The organism is Streptococcus caledonicus, assembly GCF_042656225.1.
Taxonomy (GTDB): domain Bacteria; phylum Bacillota; class Bacilli; order Lactobacillales; family Streptococcaceae; genus Streptococcus; species Streptococcus caledonicus.
Genome location: NZ_JBHSOJ010000015.1, coordinates 384,962 through 399,568, shown reverse-complemented (window position 1 = coordinate 399,568; position 14,607 = coordinate 384,962). Strand labels below are relative to the sequence as shown.

The window sequence follows — 14,607 nt, the reverse complement described above, 5'->3', positions numbered from 1 at the left end:
CTAAAATCCAACATCCTATTTATTATCCTATTTATTCTTAATAATCCGTTCAAATCGCTTCTGGTACTGTTCATCGTAATCATTTTTATCAGCGTGTTTATCTGAAGCAGTTTTTGGGATTCCAAGATTCACAAGACGCTCATCAAATTCTTCCAGCTCCTGATAAGTATCAACAAATCTATTAACGTCATCATTTACATTTGGCTGAGACAAAACCACCCTCTTTCCGTCCAACCAAATGGCATAGTAAAAATTACCATAACGATTATTAGTAGATAATTGCCAATGCGAATCACCGTACCAAACTCCAATCTTTTTGACATCATCGTAACGATAGTGCTTTCCAGATAAGTTTAGAGGGGAATAGAGGATAATGTCCTGCTCCGTAACAACTGTCGTATTCGCCAAGAAAAGAAAGATGGACAAAAGACACGAAATAGCGGTTCCCCAAAGCAAATAACGGTTGTCAAATAGGTCATAAACTTTGAATAATTGAAGTAGCCAATAGATAATGCTGGTTACTATTACCCCAATCATGACAAGTCCCCAAAAACGATTGGACTCATAAAAGAGCCATTTGTCTGGAAGAAATTGTGTTAGCAGTATGGAAGCACCAGCAAATACAGCAAGTGTCATAATCAGACCAAGTAGACCTAAAGGAATCACTAGCCATTCTTTTCTATTCTTACGTTTGACAACTACTTTCTTCGTCCGACGATTTTTAAAATAGCTCTGCCATATCCATGCAATCCAAACAGTTGTAAACAAGGAGAACGCTGCTACCCAAGCTAGATGCTCCATATTTTTCGTTGCGATACGGTGAAACAGGGTTAAAATAGGTCCTAGACTCACTAGTGTCCACAAGATGCTCTCCCACAATGAGTTGACACTGCTGTCAACTAGAACTTCTCTTAATTCTTCAAATTCATCTGCTTCTTTGAAATCAATAATCTTATTGAAATCATCAATTTTATCAGAATCTCCATAAGCTTTTGAGAACTTTTGGCAGAGTTGACGTCGCTCTACTAAGTTTTCCTCCTCGGCATAGAGGTCCTGAATACGATTTTCCAAAGCGACTTGAACTTGTGATTCCTCTTGTATGAGAAGCTCTACGATATTACTTACTGAAAAACCAAAATAGCGAAAGATTTTAATTTTTTTCAAGGTTTTAACATTATCTTCAGAGTAATCACGATAGGTATTATTCGCATTTCTTGAAACTTCTAGCAGGCCCTTCTCTTCATAGAAACGAATAGTTTTACTTGACAATCCTGTCAACTTTTCTACTTCTTTAATTTGCATAAGAACTCCTTTCTATCTCAGTTATACACTATCCACTTAGGGAAGAGTCAAGAATTTTTTAGGATTTTTTAAAACCAAGCTCAATTGAACTTGGTTTTCATATTTTAAATAGATAAGGTTAAAACTCACTCCAATTTCTTAGCCCCTATTAACCAAGAAATGTTCCCCAAAAAGTTGCTAACACTATGGTTGGTAGCATGTTCGCTACCTTTATTTTCATCTCAAATAATAAATTAACACCGACACAAAAAATGAGCATATTTCCAACTAAGCTAAGATAATCTAAGGCTGTTTGCTCCAGCATACCACCTGTCAAAAAAGCCAGTAAAGTAACACTTCCTTGAAAGATAGCAACAGGCAGCGCTGAAAATATTGCTCCCTTTCCCAAAGAGACCGTCATTATGGCAATTATAATCATGTCTAGCATACCTTTAGCTATCAAGGTTGAACTGTCTGCCGAAATTCCATCTTGAATACTACCAACGATAGCCATAGCTCCTATGCAAACCGTACAAGTAGCCATTACAAAGGCATCAACAAATCCCCCATCAGCATCATTACCTGTCTTATATTTTAAATAATCACCGAAGCGATCGATATAACTATCTAACGATAGAAGCTCACCAATAATGGTTCCTAAAGCTAGAGTCACAATCATCATCGTAGATTGACCAGCAACTAATTGCTCCTGTTCTACCGTCACCATCTTAGTTAAAACTCCAGCTATTGATAGGAAAATAACCGCTACTCCCATAGCCTGCATTAAACTTTTTTGTAAAGATTCCTTCAGATGAGCCTTGAAAAACAAACCAAGAAAGCCACCAAAAATAATTAGCAGAACATTGCTTATCGTTCCAAATCCAATCATATCTCTCCTTTTTATAGCAAAGAACAGAACCAATAAGTCCTGCTCTTCCTATTTTCTTACAATTTCTCTGATACAGCATTCAAGAGATTTTGAATACCAGAAGCATCAGAACCACCTGCCATAGCCATGTCTGGTTTACCACCACCACGACCAGCTACAAGCGGAGCAAGTCCCTTAATCACATTACCAGCATGCACATCTTTAGACTTGCTTGCCACAAGGACATTGACTTTCTCACCGATACTTGCCACAAGAACAAGGACATCTGAGTAATCTTTTTGCTTCCAGTTGTCCGTGAAGGTACGAAGGGCACCTGCGTCAGCCACCTCAACTTGTGTCGCAATGTAGCGGACACCGTTAGCTTCTTTAACATCTTTGAAGACATCACCAGCCTGTGCTGCAGCTGCTTTTTCTTTCAACTCAGCGTTTTCTTTTTGCAAATGGCGGAGCTCCTCAGCAAGAGCCGTTACCTTAGTTGGTACTTGATCCATTTGTGGCACTTTAAGGGTTTGTGCCACTGATTTGAGAGCATCTTCACGGTCACGGAAAGCTTCAAAGGCTTGTTTACCTGTTACCGCAAGGATACGACGAGTACCTGAACCGATACCTTCTTCTTTGACAATCTTAAAGAGGCCGATTTCAGACGTGTTGCGAAGATGGGTACCACCACAAAGCTCGATAGAGTAATCCCCGATTTGAACCACACGAACCACTTTACCGTATTTCTCACCAAAGAGCGCCATCGCTCCCATTTCTTTGGCTGTCTCAACATCTGTCTCAGTCGTTACAACTGGTAGAGCTTCCCAGATTTTTTCATTAACCTGTGTTTCAATAGCACGTAATTCTTCAGCTGTCACCGCTTCAAAGTGCGTGAAGTCAAAACGAAGGAAGCTTTCTTCATTCAATGAACCAGCCTGAGTCGCGTGTTCACCGATGATATGATGAAGCGCAGCATGAAGCAAGTGAGTCGCTGTGTGGTTTTTCTCAACACTGTTACGACGAGCAATGTCAATAGAAAGCGTGTAGCTTGTACCAACAGAAAGGCTTGCCAAAACTTCTACCGTGTGTAATGGCTGACCATTTGGCGCTTTTTGCACATCTACGACACGCGCAACAGTATCACCTTGATCATTTTTCACCACACCGTGGTCAGCAACTTGACCACCCATTTCAGCGTAGAATGGTGTTTGGTCAAAGACAAGGAGGGCTTGACCTTCAGATACAGCTTCAGTACGCTCGTTATCTGCAATGATAACAGACAAGCCTGCCTCTAGTTCTGTTGATTCATAAACAAATGTTGAAGGCTCAGTGATACTTGCGAGGGTTTCATTTTGCATACCCATTGAGCCACCTTTAACCACGGCCGCACGTGCACGGTCTTGTTGCTCTTTCATGGCTGCTTTGAACCCGTCATGGTCAATTTTGTAGCCAGCATCTTCTGCCAACTCTTCTGTCAATTCAACTGGGAATCCGTAAGTATCGTAAAGTTTAAAGATATCTTTTCCTTCAAGCGTATCTTTGCCAGCTGCTTTCAAATCAGTCAATAACTCTTCAAGGTGACCTGAACCAGCATCAATCGTGCGGGCAAAAGTCTCTTCTTCACGTTTAACGATTTTCTCAATAAATTCACGTTTTTCAAGCACTTCTGGGTAGTAGCTTTCCATGATCTGACCAACGATTTGAACCAATTTGTAAAGGAAAGTCTCAGTAATCCCCAAGCGACGACCGTGCATAACGGCACGACGAAGGAGACGACGAAGGACATAACCACGGCCTTCATTTCCTGGAAGAGCGCCATCACCAATGGCAAAGCTAAGCGCACGAATGTGGTCAGCAATCACTTTAAAGCTCATGTTATCGCCATCTTGGTCGTACGTTTGACCAGACAATTTTTCCACTTCACGAATAATCGGCATAAAGAGGTCTGTTTCAAAGTTTGTCTTAGCCCCTTGGAAAATCGCAGCCAGACGCTCTAGACCTGCGCCCGTATCAATGTTTTTGTTAGGCAATTCTTTGTATTCTGAGCGTGGTACTTCTGGATCTGCATTAAATTGAGATAGCACAATATTCCAGATTTCGATGTAACGATCGTTTTCAATATCTTCTTCCAACAAGCGAATACCAATGTTTTTTGGGTCAAAAGCTTCACCACGGTCAAAGAAAATCTCCGTATCTGGACCTGAAGGACCAGCACCGATTTCCCAGAAGTTATCTTCGAGCGGAATCAAGTGACTTGGCTCAACTCCCAAAGCGATCCAACGATTGTATGAATCCTTATCATATGGATAGTAAGTCATGTAGAGCTTGTCTTTTGGAAAAGCAAACCACTCCTCACTCGTCAACAGTTCAAAGCCCCATTCAATCGCTTCGTCACGAAAATAATCCCCGATAGAGAAGTTTCCAAGCATTTCAAACATGGTGTGGTGACGTGCTGTCTTACCAACATTTTCAATATCGTTGGTACGGATTGATTTTTGCGCATTGGTAATCCGTGGATTCTCAGGAATCACAGACCCATCAAAATATTTTTTTAGTGTCGCAACCCCGGAGTTAATCCAAAGAAGCGTTGGGTCGTTAACTGGGACAAGATTAGCCGAAGGCTCAACAGAGTGACCCTTTGACTTCCAGAAATCCAACCACATTTGACGAATCTGAGCAGAAGATAATTGTTTCATAATTAAGATACCAAGAGCGTTAAGAAAGCGAGAGAAAAATAGGAGACCAACGCCGTGTGCTTGCACACAAGGCGGTCTATCTTTTTTCCGACGCTTTTAGCTCGGGTTCAGTTAATTTCCCTAACTGAACTTTCCTTTCATAATTTTTTTATTTTGAAGAAATAGAAAACCAGACGAAGATGCTGACGTCTAGGAAGTGTTTGTCTTTTTGACACCGTCCGTAGCCTGAGTTCAATCTCTAAAAGTGTTTGAAATTGAAATCAATCGAATGTAGTAAAATGGTGCCACTAAAATAGTGGACAAGCTTCATTCAAGATTAGCAATAACCTAGTTCCGCCGATTTTCCATTTCCTTAACGTAATCAATGGCAATCACTAGTGAAATGACAAGGTCAGCATAGTCATCATCGTAAACCTCAATCTGGTAGGTCGATGTCATGCGGAACCATTCTTGAGAGATACGAGCAATGGATTGACCATTTTGAACCAATTCAAAATCCATATCCCAAAGATTACCTTGAACAGTCATTTCCAAGTTATCAATCTGATACCTTGGTTTGAAGAAGGTAAATTCCTTTCGTAGCGTGAAAAACTGACCACTTGTCAACTGAATATCAAAGCGTGGTAGCCATGTAAAAACTTGCTTTTCAATGTGACTAATCACTCGTCCTTGCATATCTGTAATCGTAAAGTTTTTTGGGATTTGGAGAAAACTTCCTTCAACCTGATAGGCAGGTATTCCCAAGTCATCTGAGATGGTGAACTTTCCTCCTAGTGACCACATTTTTTGTTTGATTTCAAAATGTTTCATAATGACCTCCAAAAGAAAACAACAAAGTCAGCAAACGGAGGGCGATTTTACCGCGGTACCACCTCCATTCAATGACCTTGTCATCCTCATTTGTATTCGGTTATGGGACTTAGTAGCAAGATAAGATCATTTTAGTGACTCACAGCAACCGCCACCTTTCTGAAAAAATATTACCTTATCCATTCTAAATCTTATTTTTGAGTAGTAGCTTCTGATGTTTCTTGCTCGCTAGATGTTGTGGTTTCAGAAACAGTTGTGGTTTCATTTGTCGCCGCATATTGTGACAAAACAGAAGAGAAGTTATTATCTTTGATTTTGACATTTGATTTTTCAAGTGCGGCTGCAATAATTTTATTTTGGAAAGTAACATCAGTTTTCTTTTCAGCCAAATAAGTCTCTTTCAAGCGATCTTTATATGTTTTCCAATCAGCATCTTTCTCAGTTTTAGCCGTTACTTTAACAATATAATAACTTGTCTTAAGAGTATTAGCATTTTCCACTGAAATTACTTCAGAGATTGCACCTTTTTCAAGAGTACCAGCAGCCTTAATAACTTCAGCTGGAATTTCTGTACTTACTGAATCAAACTTGTGTTCAATCGTTTTATCCAATGATTTTTCAGAAGCAATTTTGGCAAAGTCGGCTCCCTCAGCTCTAACTTCTGCTAAAACACCGTTAGCTTCATCTTGATTGTTCAATTGAATTAATTCTGCTGTCACCTCTGGTACATAGTCATTGTAGAGCTTTTGATATAACTCTTCTGTTAACTCTTTTTTAGCAGCTTGCTCTATCGCATAGTTCAATAACATTTGTACGCGAATTTGTTGTTTGTAAGTTTCTTCAGTCATCCCATTCATCAATAGGATTTGTTGGTATGATGAGCCATAAGCCTCAACTTCTTTGTTATAAGCCTCATCACTTTCTTTTTTAGTTACTTTATTACCATACTGTTCTTCCAAAACTTTATCCAAAATGAGAGTCACCATTGACCGTTGAGCTTCTTGGGTTGATTTGATTTGGTTAAAAAAGTCTGTAACAGTAATGTAGTCACCCTTCATTGTCACAAGCTTATCATCCGTGCTTGATTTACCAGCACACGCTGCCAAAGCAGTGATTGACATTAAGGTCACAAGACCTGTAGCGAATTTTTTCTTCATGTTTATAAAATACCATGAGCGTCAAACAGTTCAAATGCTATTTGACATCGGAAAATCAGAATCTTGCTCTGCTTTTTTCCAAAACACTCATTCTTTCTCTATAATTTCATTAACTTTTTTATTATATCATATTTTCTAAAAAATAACTTAATCAAGTCCAATATGCTCTGCATTTTTGCGTAACATCAATAGACCATCACTAAGTGGAATGAGACTAGCTGTTAAATCTGGGTGGTTCAATGTCTGTTCAAATAGACGATGTAAACCACGGTAAATGGTCCTTTGCCCACGACGGACTTCTTGAATCGGCTTTGCAATATCGCCCCCTTGGAAAATATCATCAAAAATGATGACGCCACCAACTTTCAGGCGCTTGAGAACTTCAGGCAGAAAGACAACGTATTTAGACTTTGCTGAATCCATGAATACAAAATCAAAGTCGCCATCAAGCATTGCGAGCATGTCAACTGCATCTCCTTCAACTAAGGTAATTTGCTGACGCGTGTCATATTTTGCAAAATTTTCCTTTGCAAAGGCAATCATTTCTTCGTTGCGATCAATCGTGGTGATTTTAGCATCTGGGGCATATTCTGCCATCAAAAGAGCGGAAAAACCGATTGCTGTCCCAATTTCAAGGATATTTTTCGGTTGCAAGGTTTGCATAAGCAAACGAAAATAAGCAACAACTTCATGCTGAATAATCGGGATGTTTTCTTGACGAGCAAAGGCTTCTAGCTCAGCTAAATGACCTTCATTTTGTTTTTGCTTTGTCCGCATGTAATGGACAACATCCTCTTTTACAACTGGACGTCGCATATTGTGATTTGCATTTTTACTATAAGATTTAACCATGTGGTCTATTTTATCATAAAAAGGGCTAGTAAGTCACTGAGTTGATTGATTTTTTGGTTCAAAGCTGACGCTGGTTCTCGTAAATTGATAGACTTGATACCAGCATTTATAGCAACTTCAGCATCTAAACGACGATCCCCAATGTAGTAGGTGTTGGCTTTATCTAACTGATATTTTTCCATCAAGTAGGTTACAGCTTCTGGATCTGGTTTACGCTTGAATCCATTGGCAGATGTGATAACCTCTGTAAAATAGGCATCTATTCCCAAATTTTTGAGCACTGCTCCTGTGGAGGCGCCTTTATGGGTATAGATAAAATGTTGAATCTCCATCTCAGCAGTCTGTTCTAGCACCGCTTTGGCCCCAGGCATGAGTGAAATCATATGGTCACGAGCTTCTTGCTCTTTATTAAAAAAGCTGAGCAATTCGTCAAAGGAAATATTATGCTCTTGAGACAAGTCTCTTAAGAGCTGACCGATTGACGTTTCAATGACATAGGACATCACAAAATCACGATTAAACGGAAAATCGTAAACCTGGTACAACAGGGTTAAAACGTCTTCAATAGCTTCATACGATTCTACCAAAGTCCCATCAAAATCCCAAATAAAGGTCGTTTTTCCCATCCTATCTTATTCTCCTGTCTTCACCCAATACTTAGCATAACGATGACCATTATCCTCAACAAAACCATCCAGCCTCGCTTCAAAATGTTCAATCGTTTTTCTACTAGGGATATTGTCCTCACGCGCCGTAATGAGCACCTCTGTGATACCACGTCTGGCATATTCTTTTAGGGCGAAAGTTACTAGTTCTGCCATGATACCACGGCCACGAAAATCCGTCCTTGTCACGTAGCCAATATGACCACCAACGCGAGCTAAGTCACCTTTCAATTCCCAACGGCAACCAATACGTGCCACAATCTCGCCATTCAAAAAGTAATAAAAATTCGTTGACGTTGCCCAGTCTGGATTACCAGTATCTACTTCATTTTGACGGCATTTTGCAAGAAAGGCTGAAAAATTTTCCACTTTTTTCGTTTCAACAAAATCATTCCCTGCTGCTTTTTCTGCTAATAAAATTTCTTGAAATTGACGAAAACTTTTCTCGTCAGTTTCTTCTAATCTTCTTATTTCAATCATAGCTCTACCTCATATCTAACTGATTTTAGCTGTCTCCCTTGAAAATCAATATCAAAAGTCCCTAATAGTCTTCCACCAGCTTTTTCAGCTATTTTACGACTAGCCACATTTTTCTCATCCATGGCAATATAAATACTAGAAATTCCTTTTTCACGATAGCGTTCAAGTCCATATTGAACTAGCTCAAAAGCCACACCTTGTTTCCTAAAAGCTGGGGCTACCATATAACCTAAATGCCCTAATTTTTGACAATCAGGATGCTCAATTTCCCAAAAACAAATCAGCATCCCAAGAATATCTCCCTTATCAAAGGCAAAATAACGAGTAAAAGTTGACCAAGATTGACCATCTTTTTTTATCTCAGAGCTGTCACTATCTGCAACATAGTTTTCAAAATTAACAGTCTCCCACCATTCCACAAAAGGATTGATTTGCTTATCCCTCAACATGGCTTCTTCAAATCTCTGAAATGCATTTTTATCCTCTAGGCTAATCTTCCTTACTTCCATGGGAGCACCTCCAGCTTTTCCCACATTATAACAAAAAAATCGCCAAATAGGCGATTTTCAATACAGGAACATTTTAATTTGACTCTAATTGAATGTCTTGTGACACTTCTATGAAATATTCAGGGAGTGAGCAACTATTCTTTAACCACTTTAACCTCTCCCTCTTCTAATAAAAATATCTCATTACACAAGTCTGTGATATTTTCTGAAATATGCGAAGTCAAGATAACTAAACCTTTCTTTTTATCTCTATAAGACAAAATAACTTTCTTAGTTAACAAAACACTCTTCTCATCCAAAGCATTCATCGGTTCGTCTAGAAGAAGAACATCTGGTTTGTGTATAAATGCCTGAATTAGCCCCATTTTCTGCTGTGTCCCCAATGAAAGATGATTATATTTTATATTTTCAAAGTCATACAGATTATAATAATCAATCCAGTAATCAATATCATCATTCGTAATATTAGGTGAAAGAAATTTTAACAACTCCAGATTCTCTTTTAATGTAAGGTAAGATAAAAATTCCACCTTTTCAATAACAATTCCAGCATTTTGAATGTATTTTAAATTTTTACCATAACTAATCCCATTTTGAAATACATCCCCTCTATCAAGGCGGATAATCCCCGCTAAGAGCTTGAGTAAAACAGTCTTTCCAGAACCATTATCACCTTTTAAGCCATAAATATTTTGAGGTTCAAAACGTAAGTTTACGTTATTTAAAATACTCTGTTTATAATAGCACTTATACCCTTTTTTTATTTCTAACATCACATACCATCCTTTTCTAGATATTTTTCTAAGATACCACTCCCCAGTATCACTATGAGAACAGCACCTCCTAAACAACTTATCAGAGCACTAGAGATTATCAACTTTTGAAAAATTAGTAAAACAAAAAATAGTAAAAAAGCTATCGTTGAATTTTTACTGATCAGAGCAATCAAAGTTATAAAAATCAAATAAATCATCATTAACCTTCCTAGGAGAATGAAAAATTCAGTATTTTTAAAATAGAAATATAAAGGAAGCAATCCCACCAGCCAAACTATTAAATCTTGTAGATAAAATAAAGCAACCAACAATATCCGTTTTTGAGTAAAACATATGTAAGATTGTGATTTGTAAAGGATAAGTGCTCGATAAGAGTTTAACAATTCCCAGACAAACATTAAAGATGACAGACAACCAACTAAAAATATAGAACTTGTGGTCAACATTTTCGAAATATCTAACTGACTTCTTCCAAACTCATCATAGGTAAGCAGAGAAAGTAATTCATTTTCAAAAAAAGTCCGAAAATCAATAATATGACTAAAATTCTCAGAGACTCTTTTTAACAACAGCCACGTTAATATGGAAAGAAGAGTCGCTCTTACCATTAAGACAATTATTTTTCGGAAGCAACTCTTAGTAAATTTAAATCTCATCTTCATATTTTTTTAAAATAGCATAGCCACACATATATAAGCAATAGGGTAAAAGCAGAGTTTGGATATCTAGATTCCCATAACTAGTTATCATAAAAGTCGTCATAGGAACTAAATAAAAAGGCATGAAATGATATAGAATTATGGATCCAAGCCAAATAAACATGAGGTAATCAATCGCAGATTTTATTGGATTTTGTAAAACATCTATTATTTTAAACAGAAATAAACTATTCACAAAAATAGCCACACAAACCAAAATGATTGAAAATATAAACAGAATTAAATCACTATTCAAGAAATAGCGTAAAACACTTGTTTCTGACAGCAAGTGCTCTTTACCAGATAATTGAAAAGTTCCTGCCTGCATGGTAATGATTACAACAATGCCAACAATTATTAGATACAGTAGAACTGGAAGACTTGCTAATTGCCAAGAAAGGTGCTTCCGAAATTTAAAATAACAATCGTTCTTGCCAATTGATAATTTTATAAATTTAGTTTTCAGAGTAACATAATTAAATCCCAGTAAAGAAATAATAATTGGCAGAAGAAAGGACTGATAAAATCCTACATTGAATAGTAAAACATTTATATCTAGATTAGAACGTAATAATTCATTTTTTATAGCTGTTCCGTCAAAATTAGCTAAATCAGGTGCATTGACGTCAAAAAATAAATAAGTAGTAATATAATCACGATAGACTAATAAGATAAAAACTAAACCTAGTAAGAAATATAAAAACTTATGTCTTACTAGGTTCAAAAAATTAATTTTCATAAAAGTACCGAACCTCTCAAGTATTAGTTTGGCGACCAACTTCCTGTTATAGCTGCTGCGCCATCCCACCAGTTCTGTCTTGCCATATCTGCAGCATAAACATATCCCGCTGTTGCCCAATTCCCATGTGTTGATCGAGTTCCACAGGTTGTCAATGATGTACCGCTACGATCTTCTCCATTCGAATTTACTAAACGATGCTTTACAGTCATTGGATAAAGATTAAGACTAGGATTTAAATTCATGATGTACTCAGCCCCTGCATTTTCTTTACTTATATAACCAGTCCTAACATAGGCAGTTGTAATTCTGAAATTGGAAAATTCTCCAATTCCATAGGCACTTGCTACATTTGTCCCTACCATTAACAACAATGCACCTGCACAAATATAAGTTTTCACATTTTTCATATTTAACACACCTTTCTTAAGATACTCTTAGTGATAACGGTAATAGTACTGTCATGAAAATTTTAATTAACATTTAGAATCTTAGCTCATGGGACTCACCTACTATTCTATTTTATTCCTTGCTACACTTACCACCACGGTGGAATGTCTCCCCAGGGATCTAAATCTTTCACTAAAACAATAGCTAATAGTAAAATACAAATTATAATCCACGACCGTATTTTATTTTTCATACCTTTCTCCTCCAATTTCTGGTATAATGATAGCACATCAAATATCTAAATTTTCAGAATGTGTAACATATTCACATTTTATAGGGAGAACTTATGCGTTGGGATTATGGTCAAGTTTATAAAATGATTCGAAAATCAAAAGGATTAACCCAAAACGATGTTTGTGGAGAGATTATTAGTCGCTCTACGCTAGCAAAAATAGAGAGTGGGAAAGTTATTCCTAACTTTGATAATATGGTCTTTCTTCTTGAACAGATTGATATGAGTCTATCTGAATTTAAATATATTTGTAATGAGTTCAAACCTGATCAACGAGAAAGAATTATCACGACAATTCAAAGCCAAAACTCCACCATAGAGGTACAAGATTTATTACCTTTACTCAAGGACTGCGAAAATTTTCTCAAAACACATCACGATGTTCCTATTCAAAATCTTTATCGTTCATTGCAGGTAATTACGGAAATTCGTATTAAGGGATTAAAGAGTAATGATTATTTACATGGGCTAGCTACATCAATTTGGAAACATTTAGAACCTATGGACTCTTGGTATGGAAATGATTTACGGTTACTGGCAATAATTCTTTTTTATTTTGATATGGAAACATTACCTCACATCACAAAAAGAATTCTTGAAAACTTGGAGCGATACAAAAACTTTCACGATATAAAATCTTTTCAACTTTCTTTACTAGGTAATCTATCGACTATCTATTTTAAAAATCATCATTTTAAACAATGTGAATCAATTACTCTCAAATCTCTTGAAATTGCTCAAGAATTAAAACGTTTTGATGCACTTGGTTTCTCCCAAGTTCGCCTCGGCATCTGCCAAAATGATGATGAGCTTATTTCAAAAGGTATGACCCTTTTGAAATTGACTGGTGAAAATCAATTAGTTACTACTCTTGAAGAAGAGATAGAAGAGTATAATCATTTTAATACTTAACACCAAATTTAAAAATTACTTTCTTGTTTTTTTCTTAAAAGTACGGACGCTCAAAAGGTTCGGGGAACCTTTCGAGGTGGGAAATAGAGTTGACAAAGTCAACATCAAAACCTCCTTTTGAGTTTCACTACTAAGAATACCACTATAGTGAAAGAAACATTTTTTCTTGCTACGCTCATCATTATTTCAATGATATTAGAGGTTCTAAAATTCTAATTTTGATTTTGAATGAGTATAAAAAACAAAAGAACTTCCAATTGAACAGTTCTTTTGTTGGATTTCGAAAGAGTCTGGGATAATAATCCCAGACTCTTTGATTTATCCTCACCCAAAAGTATTCACCAAACGTTTGCAGGCTTCTGCAATCAATGTTGTTGGTGCTGCTGCGTTTAAACGGAAATGATTTTTTCCTTCTCTACCAAAGGTCAGTCCATCGTTGAGTTGGAGTTTCGCCTTTTTGTCTAAGATTTCTGCCACTTCCTCATGAGAAAGTCCTGTTTCGGAGAAATCTAGCCACATCAAGTAGGTCCCTTCTGGTTTCATAACTTTAATTTTCGTTTGAGCTAAGGCATCACAAACCACGTTGACATTAGTCTCCAAGACTGTTTTTAGCTCATTCAACCAAGGCAATCCTTCTCGCAGAGCCACTTCGGTTGCCAATAATCCAAGACTTGACACCTCGTGCTGGTTATTGGCTAACTGACGTTTTTGGAAAAGCTTGCGCAGGTCTTCATTTTCAATGATGGCAAAGGAATTTTTCGTTCCCGCAATATTGAAGGTCTTTGTCGCAGAGCTTAGGATAATCGTAAACTCTTTAAAGTCAGGTGAAACCGTATTGAAAGAATGGTGCTGATGTCCAAAAAGTGTTAAATCTTGATGAATTTCATCAGATACTAAAATAACCCCATGTTTTTGGCAAATTTGCCCAACCCGCAGTAGTTCTCCTGCTGTCCAAACACGGCCTCCTGGATTATGAGGACTGCAAAAGACATATAGCTTGACGTCATTGTCAATAATGTCTTTTTCAAGCTGAACGAAATCCAGCTCAAAGTGCCCATCTTTCTCTACTAAGGAATTGTTGATTAACCGACGATTATTAAGGGTCACCGTGCGTGCAAAAGGAGGATAGACTGGCGTATTGATAAGAACTGCCTCATCTTCTTTGGTGAAAGCTTGAATAGCTACTGAGATAGCAGGAACGACCCCTTCGATGAGAACCACATCTTCTTTTGTAACCTTGTAACCATGCTGCGTTTCTTCCCAGTCTAAAATGGCTTGGTAAAGACTATCCTTTGGTCCATCGTAGCCATAGACTCCTTGCTTTGCAAATGCCTCCAGCGCAGCTGTCATTTCTGGAAAGGTGATAAAGTCCATATCCGCAATCCACAAGGGAATCAAGTCCTTATCAGCGGCAGCTTTTTGCCATTTATAAGCATTGGACAAGGTACGATCTGGAAATTCTGTAAAATGGTAAGTCATACG

The 14,607-nt window shown here is 37.5% G+C and carries 14 protein-coding genes; 1 reads left to right on the top strand and 13 read right to left on the bottom strand.

Features of this window, described 5'->3' with window-relative positions:
- Window positions 1-27 precede the first annotated feature (27 nt).
- The 12 genes from ACFPQ3_RS03765 to ACFPQ3_RS03710 form a co-directional block, all read right to left on the bottom strand.
- Complete coding sequence (locus tag ACFPQ3_RS03765) at window positions 28-1,302, bottom strand: MerR family transcriptional regulator (RefSeq protein ID WP_156806095.1); 1,275 nt, start codon at window positions 1,300-1,302, stop codon at window positions 28-30.
- A 148-nt stretch (window positions 1,303-1,450) separates the two neighbouring features.
- A complete protein-coding gene (locus tag ACFPQ3_RS03760) occupies window positions 1,451-2,170 on the bottom strand; it encodes a DUF554 domain-containing protein (RefSeq protein ID WP_156806094.1) in 720 nt (239 codons plus the stop codon).
- A gap of 56 nt (window positions 2,171-2,226) precedes the next feature.
- On the bottom strand, window positions 2,227-4,845 hold the full coding sequence (alaS, locus tag ACFPQ3_RS03755; protein ID WP_156806093.1) for an alanine--tRNA ligase: 2,619 nt from the start codon (window positions 4,843-4,845) through the stop codon (window positions 2,227-2,229).
- Between the two features lie 327 nt (window positions 4,846-5,172).
- Complete coding sequence (locus ACFPQ3_RS03750) at window positions 5,173-5,655, bottom strand: LURP-one-related/scramblase family protein (protein ID WP_156806092.1); 483 nt, start codon at window positions 5,653-5,655, stop codon at window positions 5,173-5,175.
- A gap of 191 nt (window positions 5,656-5,846) precedes the next feature.
- Complete coding sequence (locus ACFPQ3_RS03745; protein WP_156806091.1) at window positions 5,847-6,812, bottom strand: peptidyl-prolyl cis-trans isomerase; 966 nt, start codon at window positions 6,810-6,812, stop codon at window positions 5,847-5,849.
- A gap of 147 nt (window positions 6,813-6,959) precedes the next feature.
- A complete protein-coding gene (locus tag ACFPQ3_RS03740; RefSeq protein WP_156806090.1) occupies window positions 6,960-7,664 on the bottom strand; it encodes an O-methyltransferase in 705 nt (234 codons plus the stop codon).
- Window positions 7,665-7,669: 5 nt separating this feature from the next.
- A complete protein-coding gene (locus tag ACFPQ3_RS03735; protein ID WP_156806089.1) occupies window positions 7,670-8,290 on the bottom strand; it encodes an HAD-IA family hydrolase in 621 nt (206 codons plus the stop codon).
- 6 nt (window positions 8,291-8,296) lie between these two features.
- On the bottom strand, window positions 8,297-8,806 hold the full coding sequence (locus ACFPQ3_RS03730; protein ID WP_198039901.1) for a GNAT family N-acetyltransferase: 510 nt from the start codon (window positions 8,804-8,806) through the stop codon (window positions 8,297-8,299).
- The gene (locus ACFPQ3_RS03725; protein WP_156806087.1) at window positions 8,806-9,318 is read right to left on the bottom strand and encodes a GNAT family N-acetyltransferase; all 513 of its coding nucleotides are present in this window, start codon (window positions 9,316-9,318) and stop codon (window positions 8,806-8,808) included. Before ACFPQ3_RS03725 ends, ACFPQ3_RS03730 begins: the two co-directional genes overlap by 1 nt.
- Window positions 9,319-9,452: 134 nt before the next feature.
- Window positions 9,453-10,094, bottom strand: a complete 642-nt coding sequence (locus tag ACFPQ3_RS03720) for an ABC transporter ATP-binding protein (protein WP_156806086.1) — start codon at window positions 10,092-10,094, stop codon at window positions 9,453-9,455.
- Between the two features lie 645 nt (window positions 10,095-10,739).
- Window positions 10,740-11,531 carry a hypothetical protein gene (locus ACFPQ3_RS03715; RefSeq protein WP_156806085.1) on the bottom strand — a complete coding sequence of 264 codons (792 nt, stop codon included), beginning with the start codon at window positions 11,529-11,531 and terminating at the stop codon, window positions 10,740-10,742.
- A 23-nt stretch (window positions 11,532-11,554) separates the two neighbouring features.
- Window positions 11,555-11,896 (bottom strand): hypothetical protein, encoded by a 342-nt coding sequence (locus ACFPQ3_RS03710; RefSeq protein WP_156806148.1) that lies wholly within the window; start codon window positions 11,894-11,896, stop codon window positions 11,555-11,557.
- Window positions 11,897-12,267: 371 nt separating this feature from the next.
- Between ACFPQ3_RS03710 and ACFPQ3_RS03705 the strand changes: the two genes are divergently transcribed.
- Window positions 12,268-13,125: an Rgg/GadR/MutR family transcriptional regulator gene (locus ACFPQ3_RS03705; protein ID WP_121834889.1), complete on the top strand. Its 858-nt coding sequence runs from the start codon at window positions 12,268-12,270 to the stop codon at window positions 13,123-13,125.
- Window positions 13,126-13,449: 324 nt separating this feature from the next.
- On the opposite strand, the gene ACFPQ3_RS03700 is transcribed toward ACFPQ3_RS03705, so the two are convergent.
- Window positions 13,450-14,604: a MalY/PatB family protein gene (locus ACFPQ3_RS03700; protein ID WP_156806084.1), complete on the bottom strand. Its 1,155-nt coding sequence runs from the start codon at window positions 14,602-14,604 to the stop codon at window positions 13,450-13,452.
- Window positions 14,605-14,607 lie beyond the last annotated feature (3 nt).

Bases quoted from the DNA above. Each gene is read 5' to 3' on its own strand.
- ACFPQ3_RS03765 (WP_156806095.1), bottom strand. From the start codon at position 1,302: ATGCAAATTAAAGAAGTAGAAAAGTTGACAGGATTGTCAAGTAAAACT.
- ACFPQ3_RS03760 (WP_156806094.1), bottom strand. From the start codon at position 2,170: ATGATTGGATTTGGAACGATAAGCAATGTTCTGCTAATTATTTTTGGT.
- alaS (WP_156806093.1), bottom strand. From the start codon at position 4,845: ATGAAACAATTATCTTCTGCTCAGATTCGTCAAATGTGGTTGGATTTC.
- ACFPQ3_RS03750 (WP_156806092.1), bottom strand. From the start codon at position 5,655: ATGAAACATTTTGAAATCAAACAAAAAATGTGGTCACTAGGAGGAAAG.
- ACFPQ3_RS03745 (WP_156806091.1), bottom strand. From the start codon at position 6,812: ATGAAGAAAAAATTCGCTACAGGTCTTGTGACCTTAATGTCAATCACT.
- ACFPQ3_RS03740 (WP_156806090.1), bottom strand. From the start codon at position 7,664: ATGGTTAAATCTTATAGTAAAAATGCAAATCACAATATGCGACGTCCA.
- ACFPQ3_RS03735 (WP_156806089.1), bottom strand. From the start codon at position 8,290: ATGGGAAAAACGACCTTTATTTGGGATTTTGATGGGACTTTGGTAGAA.
- ACFPQ3_RS03725 (WP_156806087.1), bottom strand. From the start codon at position 9,318: ATGGAAGTAAGGAAGATTAGCCTAGAGGATAAAAATGCATTTCAGAGA.
- ACFPQ3_RS03715 (WP_156806085.1), bottom strand. From the start codon at position 11,531: ATGAAAATTAATTTTTTGAACCTAGTAAGACATAAGTTTTTATATTTC.
- ACFPQ3_RS03710 (WP_156806148.1), bottom strand. From the start codon at position 11,896: ATGGTAGGGACAAATGTAGCAAGTGCCTATGGAATTGGAGAATTTTCC.
- ACFPQ3_RS03705 (WP_121834889.1), top strand. From the start codon at position 12,268: ATGCGTTGGGATTATGGTCAAGTTTATAAAATGATTCGAAAATCAAAA.
- ACFPQ3_RS03700 (WP_156806084.1), bottom strand. From the start codon at position 14,604: ATGACTTACCATTTTACAGAATTTCCAGATCGTACCTTGTCCAATGCT.